The organism is Streptomyces sp. NPDC087422, from assembly GCF_044744145.1.
In the GTDB taxonomy this organism is placed as follows: domain Bacteria; phylum Actinomycetota; class Actinomycetes; order Streptomycetales; family Streptomycetaceae; genus Actinacidiphila.
This window is the reverse complement of the sequence record NZ_JBIUXT010000005.1, coordinates 190,794-209,959: the sequence shown is the minus strand read 5'-3', so window position 1 is coordinate 209,959 and position 19,166 is coordinate 190,794. Positions and strand designations below refer to the sequence as shown.

Below are 19,166 nucleotides of genomic sequence, written 5' to 3'. Positions count from 1 at the left end.
CGGTCAGTGGGTGGTGACCGGCCGCGGGCTCGGGGCGGACCTGCCCTGTTCCGCCGCCTTGGCGATGTTGCGTGCCATGCCGCCGAAGACGAACGCGTGGAAGGGCGAGATGCTCCACCAGTACGCGTGGCCGAGCAGCCCGCGCGGGTGGAACAGCGCCCGCTGCCAGTACAGGGTGCGGCCCTGGTCGTCGCGGTCGGCGTGCAGCTCCAGCCAGGCCAGGCCCGGCAGTCGCATCTCGGCGCGCAGCCGGAGCATCGTGCCGCGGTCGATCTCCTCGACCCGCCAGAAGTCCAGTGAGTCCCCGTTCCGCAGATGAACGGCGTCACGGCGTCCGCGGCGCAGCCCGACACCGCCCGCGAGGCGGTCGAGCCAGCCGCGCACCGCCCAGGCCAGGCCGAAGGAGTACCAGCCGTTCGTGCCGCCGATGCCCTCGATCACGCGCCACAGCGCCTCGGGTGAGGCGTCGACCACCTGCTCGCGGCGGTCGGTGTAGAGGCTGCCGCCGGACCAGTCGGGGTCGGTGGGCAGCGGGTCGCTGGGCGCGCCGGGCAGCGAGGCGGAGGACCAGCGGGTCGTGACCTGTGCGTCCTGGACCCGCCGCAGGGCCAGGGCCAGGGCGCGGCGCAGCGGGAAGGGCTGGCCCTCGCCGTCCGGCACGTAGCGGGCGATGTCGTGCTCGGAGCAGACCACCTCGTGCCGCAGGGACTCCGCGAGCGGGCGGGCGATCGACCGGGGCACCGGGGTGACCAGTCCGATCCAGTGGCTGGACAGCCGTGGGGTGAGGACGGGGACCGGGACGATCAGGCGTTTGGGCAGACCGGCGATCGCCGCGTAGCCCTGCATCATCTCCCGGTAGGTGACGACGTCCGGGCCGCCGATGTCGAAGGGGCGGCTGACCTCCGGCGGCATGGCGGCGCTCCCGACGAGGTAGCGGAGCACGTCGCGGACGGCGATGGGCTGGATACGGGTACGGACCCAGCTCGGGGTGACCATCACCGGCAGCCGTTCCGTGAGGTAGCGCAGCATCTCGAACGACGCGGAGCCCGATCCGATGATCACCGCGGCGCGCAGCGCGGTGGTGGGCACCCCCGAGTCCAGCAGGATGCGGCCGACCTCGGCGCGCGAGCGCAGGTGCGGCGAGAGTTCGGCCTCCGGTACTCCGCCGGGGGTCAGGCCGCCGAGGTAGACGATGCGTCCCACCCCTGCGGCGCGGGCCTGCTCGCCGAAGACCCGGGCCGCCTCCCGGTCGGTCTTCTCGAAGCCGGAGCCGGTGCCCAGCGCGTGCACGAGGTAGTACGCCACGTCCACGTCGCGCATCGCCGCCGCCACCGAGTCGGGATCGGTGACATCGCCCTGGACCACCTCGGTGTCGTGCACCCATGGGTGGTCGCGGAGCTTTCCGGGTGAGCGGGCCAGGCACCGGACCCGGTACCCGGCGGCCAGCAGTTCGGGCACCAGGCGTCCGCCGATGTAGCCCGAGGCCCCGGTGACCAGGCACAGCGGCCCGGGTTCGGTGGCATCGCTGATCATGAGCAGCTCCGTTCCGCGCGTTGTGTTCCCCCCACCGTCCCCCTTCACGGTCTCTTCCGCGCGGCCCGGTCGGCCGGATGCGGGCCGGACCACCCGCATGCGGAGATTCGTCGACAGTGACCCGATGTGGCGGCGTGATCACGATGGGTCACTCGTGGTGAGGTGTTTTCGCCCCTCCCGGCAGCAGTGGACGTCCGCTGCATCCGCGGGGGCGTCCCGGACGGAATGACCGAAGACGAAGCCGAACGACGCGAGGAGAGGAAGTCGATGAGGCGCATCGCGGCGGACGAGCACCCCTCCCCCGGTGAGCAGGCGGCCCGGGGCGCCCCGTACGACGCTTCCGCACGCGTCCTTGTCCCCCGCCCGCCGGACCCCGCGGCCGTGGACGCGGACGTCGCGGACCACGTCGGGCGGGTGCTGGCCCATGAGCTCGGCGAGCGGGTGGCGGCAGCGGCGGCGATCGACGCGGTCTTCGCGCGGGACCTCGCCGAGCGGGTCGCCGGGTTCACCCTGGGCGGCGGCAAGCGCACCCGGTCGCAGTTCCTGTGGTGGGGGCTGCGGGCCGCGGGTGGCGGCGGGTCCGCCGAACAGGTGCACGCGGCGCTGCGGATCGCCGCCGCGGTGGAGCTCGTCCAGACCTGCGCGCTGGTGCACGACGACGTGATGGACGGCTCCGCGCTGCGGCGCGGACAGCCCGCGGTCCATCTCGACCTCGACGCGCAGTACCCCTGCGCGCGCCGCTCCGGCCCCGCCGAGCCCTTCGGCCGGGCGGCAGCCGTCCTGGTCGGCGACCTCGCGCTGGCCTGGGCCGACGACACCGTCGCGGCCACCGCGCTGCCCGGCGACACCTCCCGCAGGGTGCGCGTGCTGTGGCAGGCCATGCGCACCGAGATGGTGGCCGGGCAGTACCTGGATCTGCACGGGCAGACCACCGGTGCGCGGTCGGCCGCGCGGGCGCTGCGCACGGCCCGGCTGAAGAGCGCGCTGTACTCCGTCGAGCGCCCGCTGGCGCTCGGGGCCGCTCTGGCCCGCGCGGACGAGGAGACCACCCGGGCGCTGTGCGCGGCGGGCCGACAGGCGGGCATCGCCTTCCAGTTGCGCGATGACCTGCACGGGGTGTTCGGCGACTCCGCGTACACGGGCAAGCCGACGGGCGAGGACATCCGCGACGGGAAGCCCAACTACCTGATCGCGGTGGCCCGCGACCACGCCGAGGCCGCGGACGACCGGCAGGCCCTCGCCCTGCTGGACACGGCCGTCGGCGACCCGCGGTTGTCCGACGGCGATCTGGACCGGGTACGGGACCTGCTCGTCTCGACCGGCGCGCGGGCCGCCGTCGAGCACCGGATCGAGAAACTGGCCGCCGACAGCGCCCGGTTCCTGGCGGGCGCGACGCGCGTCGGACCGGTTGCCAGGGCCCGGCTCCTCGACCTCTTCCAACGCGCCGCGGGCGTATGCCCGGACGGGCGGTCCGTACACCACGCCCCGCACCCGCAGGACCGACCGGCAGCCGCCGGACCGGGCCCGCGGGAAGCCGCTGCCGCAGGAGACCACCGATGAGAACAGTGACGGGACGCACCGACCATGTCGTGGTGGTCGGGGCCGGGCTGTCCGGGCTGTCCGCCGCGCTGCACCTGCTGGGCGCGGGACGCCGGGTGACGGTTGTGGAGCGCGCCGCGCTGCCCGGCGGCCGGGCGGGCAGGATCGAGCGGGGCGGCTACCGGATCGACACGGGGCCGACCGTGCTCACCATGCCCGACCTGGTCGCGGAGGCGTTCGCGGCCGTCGGCGAGACGATGACCGACCGGCTGGACCTGATCGCGCTGCACCCGGCCTACCGGGCCTTGTTCGCCGACGGCAGCCGCCTCGACGTGCACACCGGCGCCGAGGCCATGGAGGCGGAGATCGAACGCTTCGCCGGTCCGGCGGACGCGGCGGGCTACCGGCGGCTGCGCCGCTGGCTCACCGACCTCTACGCGGTCCAGATGCGGCGGTTCATCGACGCCAACTTCGACTCGCCGCTCCAGCTCGTCCACCCGGACCTGGCCCGGCTCGCGGCGCTCGGCGGCTTCGGCCGACTCGACGCCCGCATCGGCGACTTCGTCTCCGACGAGCGGCTGCGCCGGGTCTTCACCTTCCAGGCGCTGTACGCGGGCGTACCGCCGGCCCGCGCGCTCGCCGCCTACGCGGTGATCGCCTACATGGACACCGTGGCGGGCGTCTACTTCCCGCGCGGCGGCATGCACGCGCTGCCGCGGGCGATGGCGGACGCGGCGGCCGACGCGGGGGCCGACTTCCGGTACGGGCAGGACGTCACCCGGCTGGAGCGGTCCGGCGACCGGATCACCGCCGTCGTCACGGACCAGGACAGGATCGCCTGCGACGCGGTGGTGCTCACCCCCGATCTGCCGGTCGCCTACCGGCTGCTCGGCCGGACCCCGCGCCGGGCGGTCCCGCTGCGGCACTCGCCCTCCGCGGTGATCCTGCACGCGGGCACCGACCGCACCTGGCCGGAGCTGGCGCACCACACGATCTCCTTCGGCGCCGCGTGGAAGGACACCTTCCACGAACTGACCCGCGCCGGGACCCTGATGTCCGACCCGTCGCTGCTGATCACCCGGCCGACGGCGACCGACCCGCAACTGGCCCCGCCCGGCAAGCATCTGCACTACGTCCTGGCGCCGTGCCCCAACACCGCCATCGGGCCGGACGCGCGCGCGTGGGGAGAGCTCTCGCCGCGCTACCGCGACAGCCTCCTCGCCGAGCTGGAGCGGCGCGGCCTGACCGGGATCGGCGCCGCCATCGAGGAGGAGTCCCTGGTGACGCCCGCGGACTGGACGGCGGACGGGCACGCGGCCGGTACGCCGTTCTCCGCGGCCCACACCTTCGCGCAGACCGGCCCGTTCCGTCCCCGGAACCTCGTGCGAGGCACCGAGAACGCGGTGCTGGCCGGCTGCGGCACCACGCCGGGCGTCGGCGTGCCGACCGTGCTCATCTCCGGCAAGCTCGCCGCGGCCCGCGTCACCGGGCCGCGCCCGCGGCGGCCGTCCCCGCCCGCCCGGACCCGGCTCGCGACGGAAGGCACCCCGGCGTGACCGCGCGCGAGCTGGACGCGGCCGGGATCGACGCGCCCGCGCTGCGCGCCGCGTACGCGCGCTGCCGACAGCTCAACGCCCGGCACGGCAAGACGTACTTCCTCGCCACCCGGCTGCTCCCGGTCGAGCGGCGACCGGCCGTGCACGCGCTGTACGGCTTCGCCCGCTGGGCCGACGACATCGTCGACAGCCTCGACCGGACGCGGACCCTCCAGGAGCGGGCCGCCGCGCTCGACGCGCTCCAGGAGGAGCTGGCGGCCGGGCTGCGGCACGGGAACAGCAAGGAGCCGGTGGTGCGGGCGCTCGCGCACACGGCCGCCGTGTACGACATCGACCACCGGCACTTCACCGACTTCATGGCGGCGATGCGCAGCGACCTCGAGGTGCGCGACTATCCGACGTACGCGGACCTGCGCGGCTACATGCACGGGTCGGCTGCGGTGATCGGCCTCCAGATGCTGCCGGTGCTGGGCACGGTCGTCCCCCGCGCGGAGGCCGCCCCGCACGCCGCGGCACTCGGTGTCGCCTTCCAGCTCAGCAACTTCCTGCGGGACGTCGGCGAGGACCTGGACCGGGGCCGGGTCTATCTGCCCGCGGACCTGCTCGCCGCGCACGGCGTGGACCGCGGCCTGCTGCTGTGGAGCCGGACGACCGGCGCCCGCGACGCACGGATCACCGAGGCGCTGCGGGCCGCCGCGGAACTGACCCGGGGCGTCTACCGGGAGGCGGCGCCCGGCCTGCCGATGCTCGACCCGGTGGCCAGGCCGTGCATCCGTACCGCTCTCGTGCTCTACGGCGGGATCCTGGACGCGATCGAGGACGACGGGTACGCGGTCCTGCACCGCCGTGCGGTGGTACCGCGCGAGCGGCGCGCGGCGGTGGCGCTCGACGGGCTGGTCCGGCTGGGCGCGGCGCGGCTGCGCGCCCGCGGCGGCGCGACGGCACCGGAGCCGAAGGACCGAGGGCAGGCTTCACGGACGCAGGGGCGGCCACGTCAACCACCGCGTGAACGGCCGTCGTCGGTGGGCCCGTCGTGGTCCCGCTGGGAAAAGGAGAACATGTCGTGACCGACCACCGGCCCGGCCGCTTTCCGCTGCGGCTGCGCCGCGACCCGGCCGACTGGGCGCAGCAGCGGCCGACCTGGCGCGACGCGGCGCCCCGGCTGATCGGCGACGCCCTGAAGCGGGCCCTGGCGCGGCCGTCCGGCAACTGGTTCGTCGTCGGCGGCTCCCGCACCGTCAAGGACGGCCGCCCGTACGGCAGGACCGTCGGCGGCACCGAGGTGGTGCTGTGGCGGGACGCGGCGGGCACACTGCGCGGCGGCCCCGGCGCCTGCCCGCACCTGGGCGCGCCGCTCAAGGACAGCTCGGTGCGCTGCGGGACGCTGATCTGCCACTGGCACGGCCTGTCCCTCAAGGGCGCGCCGTTCGCGGGCTGGGAGCCGTACCCCGTGCACGACGACGGGCTGCTGGTCTGGGTGCGGCTGGACGGGGTGGGCGGCGAGGAGCCGACGGCCGCCCCGCTGGTGCCGGTCCGGCCGGAGCCCGCGGGCGCCTTGGCCGCGGTCTATACGGGTTTCGGGGTGTGCGAACCGGAGGACGTGGTCGCCAACCGGCTCGACCCGTGGCACGGCGGATGGCTGCACCCGTACTCGTTCGTGGACCTCACGGTGGTCGGCACACCCACTGGCGATGCCGACGCGGCGCACGACGCCTTCGCGGTGGACGTCTCCTTCAAGGTCGCCGGGCGGGCGGTGGTGCCGGTGCGCGCGGTGTTCACGGCGCCGGAGCCCAGGACCGTGGTCATGCACATCACCGAGGGCGAGGGGCGGGGTTCCGTGGTCGAGACGCACGCCACGCCGCTCGGCCCCGACCGGTCGGGGCGTCCGCGGACCGCGGTGGTGGAGGCGGTGGTCGCCGCGTCGGACCGCCGCGGGTTCGCGGTCGCGCGGGCCGCCGCCCCGGTGCTGCGCCCGCTGATGCGCGGGGCCGCCGGGCGGCTGTGGCGCGACGACCTGGCGTACGCGGAGCGGCGGTGGGCGCTGCGCGCCGCCGGCCGCTTCCCGGGCTGACGGCGCGCGGCCCGTCACGTGTCCCCGAGGGCCGCCAGCGCCCGCAGTACGGCTGAGCGGCCCCGCTCCGGGACCGTCCAGAGCGTCTGGCCGCGCACGCCCCACCGCTCCAACAGGGCGTTGGCGGCCAGGAAGCCGGTGGTCGCCGCGCGTTCCATGAGGGCGACCGGGAGGTCGGTGCGGACCGCGTCGCCCGCCACCGTGACGGTCGGGTGCGGGGTGCGGACGGTGGGCCGGTCGTGGAAGCCGCCCACCGGGAACAACGGGCAGTCCGCGCGCCATTCGTGCCGCTGGTCGACGATCGAGGCGTGCGCCGTCTCGGGATACACCCGGTGCATCTGCCGCACCAGCCGGTCCTGGGCGGCGGGCAGGTCGTCGGAAGCGTAGGCGTACGCGTGCAGTTCGATCACCGAGCCGCCGGTCCTGGCCGCCCAGCGCGCCGCCTCGCCCTCCCAGCGCTCCAGCACGCTGATGTTGTCGAGCGGGCCGAAGCCGCTGGTGCCGAGGAAACCCGGCCGGTCGGCAGCGACCGGGCGGTCCAGCCAGAGCCGGGAGACGAGGAACGGCGGCGCGGTGCGCAGCCGTTCGGCCCGCTCCCGCCACGGCGCGTCGCACAGGCCGGGCGAGGCGGCGGCCAGGCGGCGCAGGCCGCCGCTGTCCAGGGCGAGGACGAGGGCGTCGAAGCGCCGCGTCCTGCCGTCGGCGGTGACCGTCGGGCCGTCGGGCCCCGACGACCCGGCCGCGCTCACTTCGGTGCCGGTGCGCACGTCCGCGCCGTGGCCTTCCAGGTAGCGGCCGAGCGGCTCCCAGAGCGCCCGGGGGTACGGCTCGTCGGGGACGTCGAAGAGCAGGCCCTCGCTGGAGCCGAGGAAGTAGATGTGGAACATCAGGACCAGCTCCGCGGCCGAGAGTTCACGCGGGTCGGCGAAGAAGCTGCGGGAGAACACCTCGAAGGCGAGGTGCTGCGCGGCGTCGGGGAAGCGGAGACGGGCCAGGAAGTCGGCGGCGCTGACCGTGTCGAGGCGTGCGTAGACCTGCGGCACGCGCACGTCCAGCAGGGGCAGGGCGGCGGCCGGGTTCATCCGAAGCAGGTCCCGCCAGCCGAAGGCGGGGCTGAGGGCGACGAAGCCGAGGGCGCTCCACGGCGGGGTGCGCGGGACGCGCGCGAAGCTGTCGTACAGGCCGCTGCTGTGCCGCAGCGGGTAGTCGGGCAGCGCGGTGAGCATGCCGAGGGAAGGGTCGGCGCGGCGGAGCAGGCCGCGCAGGTTGTAGTACTGGCGGAAGAAGGCGTGGAAGCCGCGGCTCATGGTGGCCGGTGAGCCGTCGGCCAAGTCGGTGGACCAGCCGGCCAGTCGTCCGCCGAGGCCGCGCTCGCGCTCGTACAAGGTGACCCGGGCGCCGCGCTCCGCCAGGCCGGTGGCGGCGGCGAGCCCGGCGATGCCGCCTCCGATGACGGCGACCTCGGGGGCGTCGGCGCCGAAGCGGGGGCGGCCGGGCAGCGCGGGAATCGTCCGGGCGCGCCGGTCGCGGCCACGGCGGGGCGCGGCGGGGCGGCCGGTCACCGCGGGTCCCCGTGCTGGTTGCGGAGCTGACGCTGCGGCTGCGGCTGCGGCTGCGGCTGCGGCTGGGCCAGACTTCGGGGCGGGTGGGGTGGTCCCTGTTCCGGCTCGGCGCGCGGCGGGTCCTGGGGTACGCGGCCGAGCACGGTGTAGGTGATGCCGGTCTGCCAGCCGGGCAGCGGCAAGACACGGACGGAGCCGAATCCGGCGCGGCGCACCCGGTCGCCGAGGGCGGCGGCCGTGTCGAACGCCACGACGCTGGTGTAGAGGTGGCGGTAGAGACCGGCGTCGCCGGTGAGCCGTCCTGCGGGCAGCACGACGCCCTTGCACACCCCCGCCCAGACCGCCCGGTGCGCGGCGCTCCCGCCGAGCGCGTACTCGTGCACGGCCAGTCGGCCGCCGGGGCGGAGCCGGTCGCGGACGGCGGTGAGGACGCGGTCAGGGTCGGCGACGTTGCGCACGAGATACGCGGCGAACGCGGCGTCGAACCGCCCGGTGACGAAGCCCCCTTCGGCCAGTTTCTCCACGGGCGCGTGGAGGAAGGAGACGGTGGCGGGCCAGCGTTTGGCGGCCGCCCGCTCCAGCATCCCGGCGGAGGCGTCCACCGCCGTGATCTCGGCGAGCGGAGCGGCGGCGAGCAGCGCGGCGGTCGAGGAGCCGGTGCCGCAGCCGAGGTCGAGCAGGCGCAGCCCGGCCCCGCCGTGCGGCAGCCGCAGCCGCCGGGCGGAGCGGCGCAGGTGCGCGTGGTAGCCGGGGTTCATCGCGGTCAGCCGGTCGTAGCGGGCGGAGCCGTGGTCGAACGCCGACGACAACTCGTCGTCTCGCAGCAGGGGCATGGGGCGGACTTCCTGTTGGGGGGGCGGCATCGGGGCGGGCGGCGTCGGGGCGGCGCGGCATCAAGGGGCCGCTCCGGGGCGGCGGCTCACGGGCGCGACAGGGGGCGGGTCGGGTCTGCGGGCGACAGATTTGCCGGGCTCGCGCCTGCGCAGGAAGGGCAGTTCGGCCACGGTCCGCAGCATCGGGGCGACCGGGGTGCTCAGGCCGATCAGGAAGTCCTCCCCCGGTCCTGAGCCGCCGTCGAGGAACCGCAGCAGACGCTCGGTCGGCACGCGGCGGAACAGCCCGGTGAAGAAGTCCGCGCCGTCCACCCGCCCGGTGTCCAGCGCCCGCAGCATGACGGCGTCCATCGCCCGGGAGCGGCGCGAGTGCGGGGAGGGCGGTACGGGGGCGCGGCGCCGCCGGCCGCCGACCGTGGGATCGCCGGTCAGGAGAGCGTCGGCGACGGCCCGGGTCTGCCGCTGGACGGCGGCGAAGGTGTAACCGGTCGACGCGCGGGTCGCGCCGCCCGCCGTGCCGATCCGGAACACCGAACGCCCGGCGCGCGGGGTGAACCGCCCGTCGGTCATCGGGATCACGCCCTGCTCCACGCCGGTCACCTCGAACCGGCCGAGCCTCAGCACGTCGTCGGTGTAGTGCCGCAGCGCCGCGTCGTACCGCGCCGTGTCCAGGACCCCGGCGGAGAATTCCGTGTACTCCACGAGCGCCTGCCGTGGCCCGAGCGGCAGCACGTAGCCGAAGGACAGCCCGTGCGCGGGACGCGGTGTGCGGAAGTCCATCAGGTCGGCGACAGCGGGGGCGAAGGCGTCGTCCGCGGTGCGGACGAACCAGCCCCTGAAGTGCTGGAGCAGCGTCGTGCGGGCCGCGGGGAGCCGTGGGAGCGGGCGGGAGTCGAAGACCCAGCGGGCGTTCAGCTCCAGAGGCCGACCTGCCGTGTCGTGCCCGGAGACCCGCGCGCCGGTGGCCGTGTCCTGGACGGACTCGACCGTCGCCTCGATCCGGCGGCAGCCGTCCGGTCCCGACAGGCGCTCGCCCACCAGCCGTTCGAAGGCGCCGGACCGCAGCATCTTGTAGCGGAACGGCGCGGGATCCGCCACGGTGGCCGAGCCGTCGGGTCCCCGGACCCGCAACCGGTCCCAGGAGGCGGCCAGGACCGCGTCGTACGGGCCGCCGGGCGGCTCCCAGAAGCACCAGGTGCGCTCGGGCGGTCGCAGCGGACCGGACGGCGCGTCGACCAGCACCACGGCGGGCCGGTGCCGGGCGGCCGAGGGCGCGCACAGCCGGTGGGCCAGCGAGAGCCCGGCGGCGCCCGCACCCACGATCACGACGTCCGCGTCCCGCACTCGTGCTCCTCCCGGCGCGACGAACACCTGGCCGTCCGGGCCCGGCTGCCGCGTTGCAGATCTTTCCGCAGCGAAGGCCCGGTTGGATGCACGCGGGGCGCGCGGCGAGCGGCGATCACGCGAATGGGGACGTCTACGAGGAGCGATCCCCCGGTACCGGCCGCCCTGGGAATCGCGCAAGACAGCTGTGGGGGGCGGGTGTTGGGCGCGGCTGTTGGCGGCGGACCTCACACGAGAGCCGCGCGATGGAGTCCGCGAGCGACGCCGCCCGGTCGGCCGCTTCACCGGCCGGGACGGCGACGAGTTCGCGGCCGAAGCGCCGACAGCTCTCTTCGTGGATCTCCCCGAAGACCGGCGACTCCCGGCAGGCGATCCGGCGCGCACGTCCTGGGGGTCGCGCGCACCATGCCCGCCGCCACCCGTCGTTGACGGCCGCGCCCGCTGTGCGCGTTCTCGGGGGGCCGCCGGGGCCCGTCTCCGGCGTAGGTCCGGACCGCGCGCACGCCGCCCGGACAGCGGTGTCCCGCGCGGTGGGCAGCCGCCGCGACGATCCGGCTTCCCCCACCGCGCAGGGCAGCTGCGGGCCCGCGCCGGTCGCGGCCGTCTCAGACGGACGGGCTCTGGGCCGCCACCAGGTCGAGCGCGATGTCCACGATCATGTCCTCCTGCCCTCCGACCAGGCGTCGGCTGCCGCACTCCATGAGGATGGTCCGGACGTCCACGTCGTAGCGGGCGGCGGCGGCCTCGGCGTGCCGGAGGAACGAGGAGTACACACCGGCGTATCCGAGGGTCAGGGTCTCCCGGTCCACGCGCACCGGGCGGTCCTGCAAGGGCCTGACGATGTCGTCGGCGGCGTCCTGGAGCCGGAACAGGTCGCAGCGGTGCTGGTATCCGGAGATGTTGGCGACGGCGATGAAGGCTTCGAGCGGGCAGTTGCCCGCTCCCGCGCCGTGGCCCGCAAGCGAGGCGTCCACGCGCCGGACGCCGTTCTCCACCGCGACGACGGAATTGGCGACCGACAGCGACAGATTCTCGTGTGCGTGGATGCCGATCTCGGTGGCGTCGTCGAGGACGTCCCGGTAGGCCCGTACGCGGGCGGCGACGTCGGCCATCGTGAGCCGGCCGCCGGAGTCGGTGACGTAGACGCACTGCGCACCGTAGGACTCCATCAACTTGGCCTGCCGCGCGAGCTGTTCGGGCGGGGCCAGGTGCGAGAGCATCAGGAAGCCCGAGACGTCCATGCCGAGTTCGCGCGCCGCGGCGATGTGCTGCGCGGAGATGTCCGCCTCGGTGCAGTGCGTCGCGATGCGCACGGACCGCACGCCGAGTTCGTACGCCCGCTTCAGCTCGTGGATCGTTCCGACGCCCGGGAGCAGCAAGGTGGTCAGGCGGGCGTGCCGCAGGACGTCCGCGGCTGCCTCGATCCACTCCCAGTCGGTGTGGGATCCGGGACCGTAGTTCACCGATCCCCCGGCGAGTCCGTCGCCGTGCGCCACCTCGATCGCGTCGACTCCGGCGGCATCGAGGGCGGTGACGACGCGTCGCACGTCCTCGGGGGTGATGCGGTGGCGTACGGCGTGCATGCCGTCCCGCAGTGTCACGTCCTGTACGAATATCGCAGCCGACATCTCAGACTCCTGCCTTCGCCGCGGCGATCCGCTCGGCGACCCGCAGGGCCGCCGAGGTCATGATGTCGAGATTCCCGGCGTAGGCCGGGAGATAGTGCGCCGCTCCCTCGACCTCCAGGAAGACCGACACCTGGTGGGTGGGGCTGTCGGCCGCGGCGTCCAGCAGGCTGTGCACGGGCTGCCCGGCCGGAATGCGGTCGATCTGCACCCGCTGCTTCAAGCGGTAGCCGGGCACGTAGGCGGCGACGTCGGCGACCATCCGCTCCACCGACGCGCTGATCCGTTCCCGGTCCTCGGCGTCGGGCGCCCGGACGAGGGCGAAGACGGTGTCGCGCATCATGAGCGGCGGTTCCGCGGGATTCAGGATGATGATCGCCTTGCCGCGCCGCGCCCCGCCGACCCGCTCGATCGCGGCGGCCGTGGTCTCGGTGAACTCGTCGATGTTCGCCCGGGTGCCGGGCCCCGCGGACTTCGAGGAGATCGAGGCGACGATCTCCGCGTACGGCACCGGCACCACCCTGCTGATGGCGGCCACGACCGGGATGGTGGCCTGGCCGCCGCAGGTCACCATGTTCACGTTGGGCGCCGCGAGATGCTCGTCGAGGTTGACCGCCGGGACGACGTACGGCCCGATCGCCGCGGGCGTGAGGTCGATGAGCCGCTTGCCCAGCGGTGCCAGCTTGGCGGAGTTCGCTTCGTGGGCCTTGGCCGACGTGGCGTCGAAGACGATGGCGATGTCCTCGACGCCGGGCAGCCGCAGCAGACCGTCGACGCCTTCGTGGGTGGTCGCGACCCCGAGGCGGGCCGCACGCGCCAGCCCGTCGGAGGCGGGGTCGATGCCGACCATGGCCGCCATCTCCAGGTGCCGAGCGTTGCGCAGCACCTTGATCATGAGGTCGGTGCCGATGTTGCCCGATCCGATGACGGCGACTTTCGTCCTGGCCGCACCCGCCGTACGCGTCGCGCCCGTTGCCGCCGTCGCGTCCGTCGTACGTGTCGCGCCCGCTGTCTCCGTCGCGTCCGCCGTACGCGTCGCGCCCGCTGTCTTCGTCGCGTCCGTCGTACGCGGCGTGCCCGCTGTCTCCGTCATGCCCGCTCTCCCTTGCCGAACCGCACTTGCACCGCGCCGAGCCCGGACAGCCGGGCGACGACGACATCGCCTTCGACGACGGGACGCATCGGACCGAGCGCGCCGGACAGCACGAGCTGCCCCGCGCGCAGCGGATCGCCGAGTTCCCGCGCGGTCCGGGCGAGCCAGACGACCGCCGCGACGGGATCGCCCAGGCACGCGGCGCCGGTGCCGGTGGAGACCTCGTCGCCGCCGATCGACATCGACATCCGCTGCTCCACCGGGCTGAACGCGTCGAGCGAGAGCCGCCGCGGGCCGATGACGTAAGCCCCGGCCGAGGCGTTGTCGGCGACGGTGTCCGCGAAGCTGATGTCCCAGTCGGCGATCCGGCTCCCGCACACTTCGAGGGCCGCCGAACCCCAGGCGATCGCGCCCCGGACCTGAGCGTGGTCGAGCGGGCCTTCGGTCAGGTCGTCGCCGAGCATGAACGCGATCTCGGCCTCGACCCGCGGCTGTGTCACGCGGTCGATCGGGACGGTGTCACCGCCGAGGAACGCCATGTCGTCGAAGAGGACGCCGAAGTCCGGCCGGTCGACGCCGAGTTGCTCCTGGACCGCCGGTGAGGTGAGGCCGATCTTTCGCCCCACGACGCGGGCGCCCGCCCGCAGGCGGTGCGCGGCGACGGCGGCCTGTACGGCGTAGGCGCTCGGCAGGTCGTCCGCGCCGATCAGGTCGCGGACCGGTGCGCAGGGCACGCCGCGCGCCGCGGCGTCGATGAGCCGGGCCGCCGCGGCGGCGACGGCGGCCTCGTCGGCCGCGGCCGGCCGGCGGGGTGCGCCGGCCCCGTGCGGGCGTGTGGATGATCGGGAAGAAACCATGGTGGTGTGCCACCCAACAGAACAGGGGCCACCGGAGATCCGGTGGCGACGGCCGAATGATTGGCAGAGGTTGTCGTCGGTGCCTTTTCGCCGCGCATCCGACGCGGTGGTGACCGGCCGGGCCGGGCGGCAGCGTCGCCCGGCCCGGCCCCACCTCAGGAGGTCACGAGGTCACGAGGTCAGTTGGTCAGTTGGTCAGTTGGTCGGCCGGTGCGCCGACGGACGGCTGCGCGGACGCGGGCACCCGTCCGCGGCGGGCGGAGTAGCAGATGAAGGCGACCAGGACGTCGCAGCAGCCCGCGACGAGCAGACAGATCCGGAACCGGTCCTCGGCCGGCACCCCGGGGACGGCGGCGACACTCTTCGACTGGAGGATGCTCGAATAGACCGCCGGGCCGAGCGACCCGGAGATCGTCATGATGATGCCGATCATGCCGATCCCCATTCCGGTGAGTTCCGCGCGGACGCTGCTCTGGATGGAGCTGAACAGTCCGACGCCCACCAGGCCGCTGCCGACGCCGTAGACGCACGCGGCGACCAGGAACGACGCCACGGAGGCGCCCCCGGACATGGCCAGGATCAAGGTCAGCGCGGCGGCGCAGTGACAGGTCGCGCCGACCCCCGCCACCAGCAGCGGCCTGGTACGAGCGCCGAGGACGCCCGCGCCGATACCGGCGAGCGCGCCGAGCAGCGAGTAGGGCAGCAGCAACAGCCCGGTGTCCAGGGCGTCGTACCCGAGGCCGTATCCCGCGGCGGAGGGCGTCTGGACGTAGAACGGGATGAGGAAGGTGACCGACTGGATCGCCATGCCGATCGTGAAGCCCGCCACGACCGTCCGCGCGACGGTCCCGGACCTCAGGAGCGCCAGATGGAACACCGGGGTCTTCGACCGCTTCTCCAGCGTCACCCACACGGCCCCGCCCGCGAGACCGGCAGCGGCGAAGCCGATCGCCTTCGCCGACGAGATGCCGTCGGATCCGGCCGTCTTGATGCCGTAGAGCAGCAGGACGATCCAGGCGACCAGGCCGATGACATTCCCGATGCCGAACGCGGCCGTGGCGTCGCGGGAACTCGACGGGATGACGGCCCAGACGCAGATCCCCACCACGACGTACACGACGGTCGCGCCCAGGAAGAAGTCCTGCATCGAGACCCGGCTCAGCGCCAGCCCCCCGGCCACGAGCCCGACTCCGGCCCCGACGGCCTGTGCGACCTGGCTGACGATCACCGCGGTGTGCACCGAGGAGCCCGCCAGGTGGCGGCGCAGGACGCCGACGCCGAGCTGACCGGCCGCGGAGCCGAGTCCCATGACCGCCGCGCCGATCAGCATCGCGGGGAAGGTGTGCGAGATGCCCGGCACGAGCATGCCGGTCGCGAGGAGCGCGGCGCCCAGTGTCGCGGCTCCGCGGTCGCCGAGCACGTCCGCCAGCCGCGGCAGCAGGATCGTGCTGACGCCGCCGCCTATCAGCAGCAAGGTGAGCACCCACGCGACGTCGCCGACCGTCAGGTGGAACTCGCGCTGCACCACGGGAAGCAGCGGGGTCAGCATGAAGGTCACCGCGGACGAGGTGAAGCCGAGCAGCGCGGCCACGGCGATCAGGGGATTCCTCCCGCGGGTACGGACGGGTCTCTCGACGCGCGGTCTTTCCTGGTGGTGTGTTTCGCTGTGCGTCATCGCACTGCCTCTCCTCATGTCATGAACGCCCCTGGGGCCATCCCCGCCGCGGTGTCGGCACCTGCGAGCGGAGGGCGGGCCGCTCGGCGAGCGGCCGGTGACCGGAGTATGTGATTCGGCCAGGTGAGCGGCCAGCAATACGTTCTGCCTGGGGGAACGCGGCCGAAACACGTCACCGCCGGGAGCGGTGGGACGGCGCGCGGGACAGCGTTACGGCGCGGGGTCGGGGCGGCGCGGGGTGCCCACGGCGCTCACGTCGAGGACCGCGCCGGTCACGGTCGCGGACTCCTCGCGCGAGGCGAGCAGGACGTACGGGGCGACGTAGTCCTCGGCGCTGGGGGCCAGGTCGAGGGCGGAGTACCGACGGAGCCGGTCGCCGGTCGGCAGCATGTCGCTGATGGAGGTGTCGCCCAGCGCCATGGCGCGCGGCCCGCGCAGATCGGTCGCCATCCCGCCCGGCGCGACGGCGTTCACCCGCACGCGCGGCGCGAGTTCGTACGCCAACTGCGCGACCAGTCCGACTCCGGCGTGTTTGGACGCGGTGTAGAGCACGCCGCCGCCGCGTGGGTACAGGGCGGCGTTGGACAGGGTGAAGATCATCGATCCCCGCCGCTCGGCGAGCGCCTGGGCCGCCGCCCGGGCGCCGAGCAGGTAGCCCTTGACGTTCACGCCGAACAATTCCTCGTAGCCGCTCTCCAGTTCGGCCATCGACATGTCGAGCGCCGCCCGGCCGAAGTCCCACAGGCCCGCGTTGCCGACGAACGTGTCGAGTCCTCCGAAGGCCGACACGGCCGCTTCGACGGCGGCGGTGTTGTCCTCTCCCGAGGTGACGTCACCGCGTACGCCGCGTACGCGGTCGCCGTGCGCCTCCCGCAGGTTGTCCAGTTTCTCCGGCGACCGTTCGAGCACCGTGGCCGTCGCGCCCTCGGCGACGAAGCGGTCGACGACGGCCCGGCCGAGTCCCGAGCCGCCGCCGGTCACCAGCACCGACAGCCCGGCGAGACGCCCCTGTCCGGCGGCCATCAGTGGTGTTCCAGGAAGTGCTTGACCGTGGCGTTGAACTCGGTGGCGTGTTCGAGCTGCGCCCAGTGACCGCAGCGGCCGAACATCAGCAGCCGGGAGTCCGGGATGACCGCGTGCGCGCGCAGGCTGGTCTCGTAGTGCACCGTACGGTCGTCCCGGCCGTGGATGATCAGCGTCGGCACGTCGGACCGCGCCATCTTCTCCCCCGCCTGCGCGAAGCCGGTCGCGCCGACGCCCGCGCGCATCACCTCCAGCCAGTTGCGCAGGTGCTCCGGCCTGCTCACGGCGGTGCGCGAGCGTTCCTCGGCCAACTCGCGGGTGGCGTGGGCCGGATCGAAGCACATCACCTCGACCAGCTTCTGGAAGTTCTCCGGTGAGGGGTCCTCGTAGGTGTCGAAGATGATCCGGATGCCTTCGGACATGCCGTTCGGCGTCATCACGTTGACGCCCCAGATGCCCGAGCCCATGGTCACCAGGTGCGAGACCCGCTCGGGGTGCTCGGTGGCCATGACCATCCCGATCGCGCCGCCCATGGAGTTCCCGACGAAGGCGGCGCGGTCGATGCCCATGGCGTCCATCAACTGCGTGACGGCCGCGCCCTGGTCGCGTCCGGTCGCCACGCTCTGCGGGTTGGAGTCGCCCCAGCCCGGCATCGTGACGGCGACGCACCGGAAGTCGGCGGCGAGTGCGCGGATGTTGGCCTCGAAGTTCGACCAGCCGGTGGCGCCGGGCCCGGTGCCGTGGATCAGGAACACGGGATCGCCGTCACCGGCTTCGTTGATCTGGATCTGGTAGTCGGCTGTGTCGACCAGCCGGTAGGTGGAGTCGTGGGTGATCTCTGAGGTGACGGTCGTCATTGCGCGCTCTTTCTCACGAGGTGCTGTTTGAGTGTTCCGCGCAGGTCGAGGCCGGGGTCGGACAGCAGTCGGCTGTCGACCGGCACGTTTCCCGCGATGAGCCGCTTCACCACGCCGACCTCGCGGGCGGCGCCCATGCCCGCTGCCGCCGCGATCCGACCGTGGCGCAGCCAGAAGGCGAGGAACCGGTCGGGTACGGCGCCCTCCCGGAGGACGAAGTCGTCGCTGCGCCGGGGCCGTCCGATGATCTGCAACGTGGTGTCGTACTGGTCCGACCACGCGTAGGGCGGCGCGGTGTACCGCACCGGGCTGCCGGCGATCGAGCTGCCCACCGCCGTACCGTGCCGCTGCGCCGCCTCCCAGTGCTCGAGCCGGCCGCGGGCGGTCAGGTGCGGGTGCGGCTGGCTCGCGACATCGCCGGTCGCGTAGATCCACGCCCGGCTGGTCTGGCCGAACTCGTTGACGGGGATGCCCCAGTCGTCGACGTCGATACGCGCCGTACGGGCCAGCTCCGTCCGCGGGCGTACGCCGATCCCGACGACGACCGTGGCGGCCGGTACGCGGCGGCCGTCCGACAGACGCACCGCCTCCACGCCCGCCGGGGAGCCGAGGAATTCCGTGACCGTGACGCCGGTCAGCAGCCGCACCCCGTGGTCGCGGTGCAGCCGCGTCATCAGGTCCGCCACGGCCGGGCCGAGCACGGAGGCCAGCGGATACGGCTGCGCTTCGACCACGGTCACCTCGATGCCGCGCCGACGGGCGACGGCGGCGAGTTCGAGGCCGATGAAGCCCGCGCCGATGATGACCAGCGGGCCGCCGCGGGCCAGCCGCGCGTGGAGCCGTACCGCGTCGGCGGCGTCCCGGAGCGTCAGGACGTTGTCGGCGTCGGCGCCGGGCGTGGTGAGGCGGCGCGCCGCGACACCGGTCGCCAGCACCAGCCGCCCGCAGGCGAGGACGTCGCCGCCGCTCAGCCGTACGGTGAGCGCGGCCGGATCGATGCCGACGACGCGTTCGCCGAGCCGCAGCGCGATGTCGAGGTCCTGGTAGACCGACGGGGGCTGGATGGGCACGAGACCGGCCGACTCCCCGTCGAGCAGTCCTTTCGACAACGGCGGCCGTTCGTAGGGGAGGTTGGGGTCCGCGTCGACCAGCGTGACGGTGCCTCGGTAGCCGTGGCCGCGCAGGGCCACGGCCGCGCAGACTCCGGCGGCGCTGGCCCCGACGATGACGCAGCTCTGGCCGGGGACGGCCAACGTGCTCAACTCCGCTCCGGTATCTCGACCATGACGTCGTCGCCGTCCAGCTTCACCTGGTAGGTGCACAGCGGGAGGGACGCGGGCGGCGACAGCACGGAACCGGTCCTGAGGTCGAACTTCGCGAAGTGCCAGGCGCATTCGACCTGGTCGCCGTCCACGTATCCGTCGGCCAGCGAGGACTTGCCGTGCGTACAGGTGTCGTTCAGGGCGAAGAATTCGCCGTCCGCCCTGAACACGGCGACGGGCGGCACCGTCGGCATCTGGAGTGCGTCACCGTCGTCGAGTTCGTCGACGGAACAGGCACGGATCCACGGCATTGCTGCACCTTTCGGTAGGCGCGGG

At 74.0% G+C, this 19,166-nt stretch carries 16 protein-coding genes; 4 read left to right on the top strand and 12 right to left on the bottom strand.

The window, feature by feature from the left end; all coding sequences use genetic code 11:
- Nucleotides 1–3 precede the first annotated feature (3 nt).
- Nucleotides 4–1,533, bottom strand: a complete 1,530-nt coding sequence (locus ACIO6U_RS18020; RefSeq protein WP_401720084.1) for an SDR family oxidoreductase — start codon at nt 1,531–1,533, stop codon at nt 4–6.
- Nucleotides 1,534–1,800: 267 nt separating this feature from the next.
- Here ACIO6U_RS18020 and ACIO6U_RS18015 point away from each other — a divergent pair, with 267 nt between their 5' ends.
- Genes ACIO6U_RS18015 through ACIO6U_RS18000 form a run of 4 tightly spaced genes read left to right on the top strand, consistent with a single transcriptional unit; the run spans nt 1,801 to nt 6,699 of the window.
- A complete protein-coding gene (locus ACIO6U_RS18015) occupies nt 1,801–3,093 on the top strand; it encodes a polyprenyl synthetase family protein (protein WP_401307811.1) in 1,293 nt (430 codons plus the stop codon).
- Nucleotides 3,090–4,628 (top strand): phytoene desaturase, encoded by a 1,539-nt coding sequence (locus ACIO6U_RS18010; protein ID WP_401720080.1) that lies wholly within the window; start codon nt 3,090–3,092, stop codon nt 4,626–4,628. Before ACIO6U_RS18015 ends, ACIO6U_RS18010 begins: the two co-directional genes overlap by 4 nt.
- Nucleotides 4,625–5,695, top strand: a complete 1,071-nt coding sequence (locus ACIO6U_RS18005; RefSeq protein ID WP_401720077.1) for a phytoene/squalene synthase family protein — start codon at nt 4,625–4,627, stop codon at nt 5,693–5,695. The genes ACIO6U_RS18010 and ACIO6U_RS18005 overlap by 4 nt, the downstream gene beginning before the upstream one ends.
- Nucleotides 5,692–6,699, top strand: a complete 1,008-nt coding sequence (locus tag ACIO6U_RS18000; protein WP_401720074.1) for a DUF5914 domain-containing protein — start codon at nt 5,692–5,694, stop codon at nt 6,697–6,699. Before ACIO6U_RS18005 ends, ACIO6U_RS18000 begins: the two co-directional genes overlap by 4 nt.
- Nucleotides 6,700–6,713: 14 nt before the next feature.
- Here the strand turns inward: ACIO6U_RS18000 and ACIO6U_RS17995 are convergent, their stop codons facing one another.
- The 11 genes from ACIO6U_RS17995 to ACIO6U_RS17945 all read right to left on the bottom strand — a co-directional run bounded on the left by ACIO6U_RS17995 (nt 6,714) and on the right by ACIO6U_RS17945 (nt 19,141).
- Complete coding sequence (locus ACIO6U_RS17995) at nt 6,714–8,261, bottom strand: FAD-dependent oxidoreductase (RefSeq protein WP_401720072.1); 1,548 nt, start codon at nt 8,259–8,261, stop codon at nt 6,714–6,716.
- A complete protein-coding gene (locus tag ACIO6U_RS17990) occupies nt 8,258–9,094 on the bottom strand; it encodes a class I SAM-dependent methyltransferase (RefSeq protein ID WP_401720070.1) in 837 nt (278 codons plus the stop codon). The genes ACIO6U_RS17995 and ACIO6U_RS17990 overlap by 4 nt, the downstream gene beginning before the upstream one ends.
- A 60-nt stretch (nt 9,095–9,154) precedes the next feature.
- Nucleotides 9,155–10,438: a lycopene cyclase family protein gene (locus ACIO6U_RS17985; RefSeq protein WP_401720068.1), complete on the bottom strand. Its 1,284-nt coding sequence runs from the start codon at nt 10,436–10,438 to the stop codon at nt 9,155–9,157.
- 605 nt (nt 10,439–11,043) lie between these two features.
- Entirely contained in the window at nt 11,044–12,066 is a 1,023-nt protein-coding gene (gene dmpG / locus ACIO6U_RS17980) for a 4-hydroxy-2-oxovalerate aldolase (protein ID WP_401720066.1), read from the bottom strand.
- Between the two features lies 1 nt (nt 12,067).
- Entirely contained in the window at nt 12,068–13,156 is a 1,089-nt protein-coding gene (locus tag ACIO6U_RS17975) for an acetaldehyde dehydrogenase (acetylating) (RefSeq protein WP_401720063.1), read from the bottom strand.
- A complete protein-coding gene (locus ACIO6U_RS17970) occupies nt 13,153–14,013 on the bottom strand; it encodes a 2-keto-4-pentenoate hydratase (protein ID WP_401720060.1) in 861 nt (286 codons plus the stop codon). The genes ACIO6U_RS17975 and ACIO6U_RS17970 overlap by 4 nt, the downstream gene beginning before the upstream one ends.
- A gap of 187 nt (nt 14,014–14,200) precedes the next feature.
- Nucleotides 14,201–15,688, bottom strand: a complete 1,488-nt coding sequence (locus ACIO6U_RS17965) for an MFS transporter (protein ID WP_391048148.1) — start codon at nt 15,686–15,688, stop codon at nt 14,201–14,203.
- Nucleotides 15,689–15,898: 210 nt separating this feature from the next.
- Entirely contained in the window at nt 15,899–16,711 is an 813-nt protein-coding gene (hcaB, locus tag ACIO6U_RS17960) for a 3-(cis-5,6-dihydroxycyclohexa-1,3-dien-1-yl)propanoate dehydrogenase (protein WP_391048151.1), read from the bottom strand.
- Entirely contained in the window at nt 16,711–17,568 is an 858-nt protein-coding gene (locus ACIO6U_RS17955; protein ID WP_401720057.1) for an alpha/beta fold hydrolase, read from the bottom strand. The genes hcaB and ACIO6U_RS17955 overlap by 1 nt, the downstream gene beginning before the upstream one ends.
- The gene (locus ACIO6U_RS17950; protein ID WP_401720054.1) at nt 17,565–18,830 is read right to left on the bottom strand and encodes an NAD(P)/FAD-dependent oxidoreductase; all 1,266 of its coding nucleotides are present in this window, start codon (nt 18,828–18,830) and stop codon (nt 17,565–17,567) included. The genes ACIO6U_RS17955 and ACIO6U_RS17950 overlap by 4 nt, the downstream gene beginning before the upstream one ends.
- The gene (locus ACIO6U_RS17945) at nt 18,827–19,141 is read right to left on the bottom strand and encodes a bifunctional 3-phenylpropionate/cinnamic acid dioxygenase ferredoxin subunit (RefSeq protein ID WP_401720051.1); all 315 of its coding nucleotides are present in this window, start codon (nt 19,139–19,141) and stop codon (nt 18,827–18,829) included. Before ACIO6U_RS17945 ends, ACIO6U_RS17950 begins: the two co-directional genes overlap by 4 nt.
- Nucleotides 19,142–19,166 lie beyond the last annotated feature (25 nt).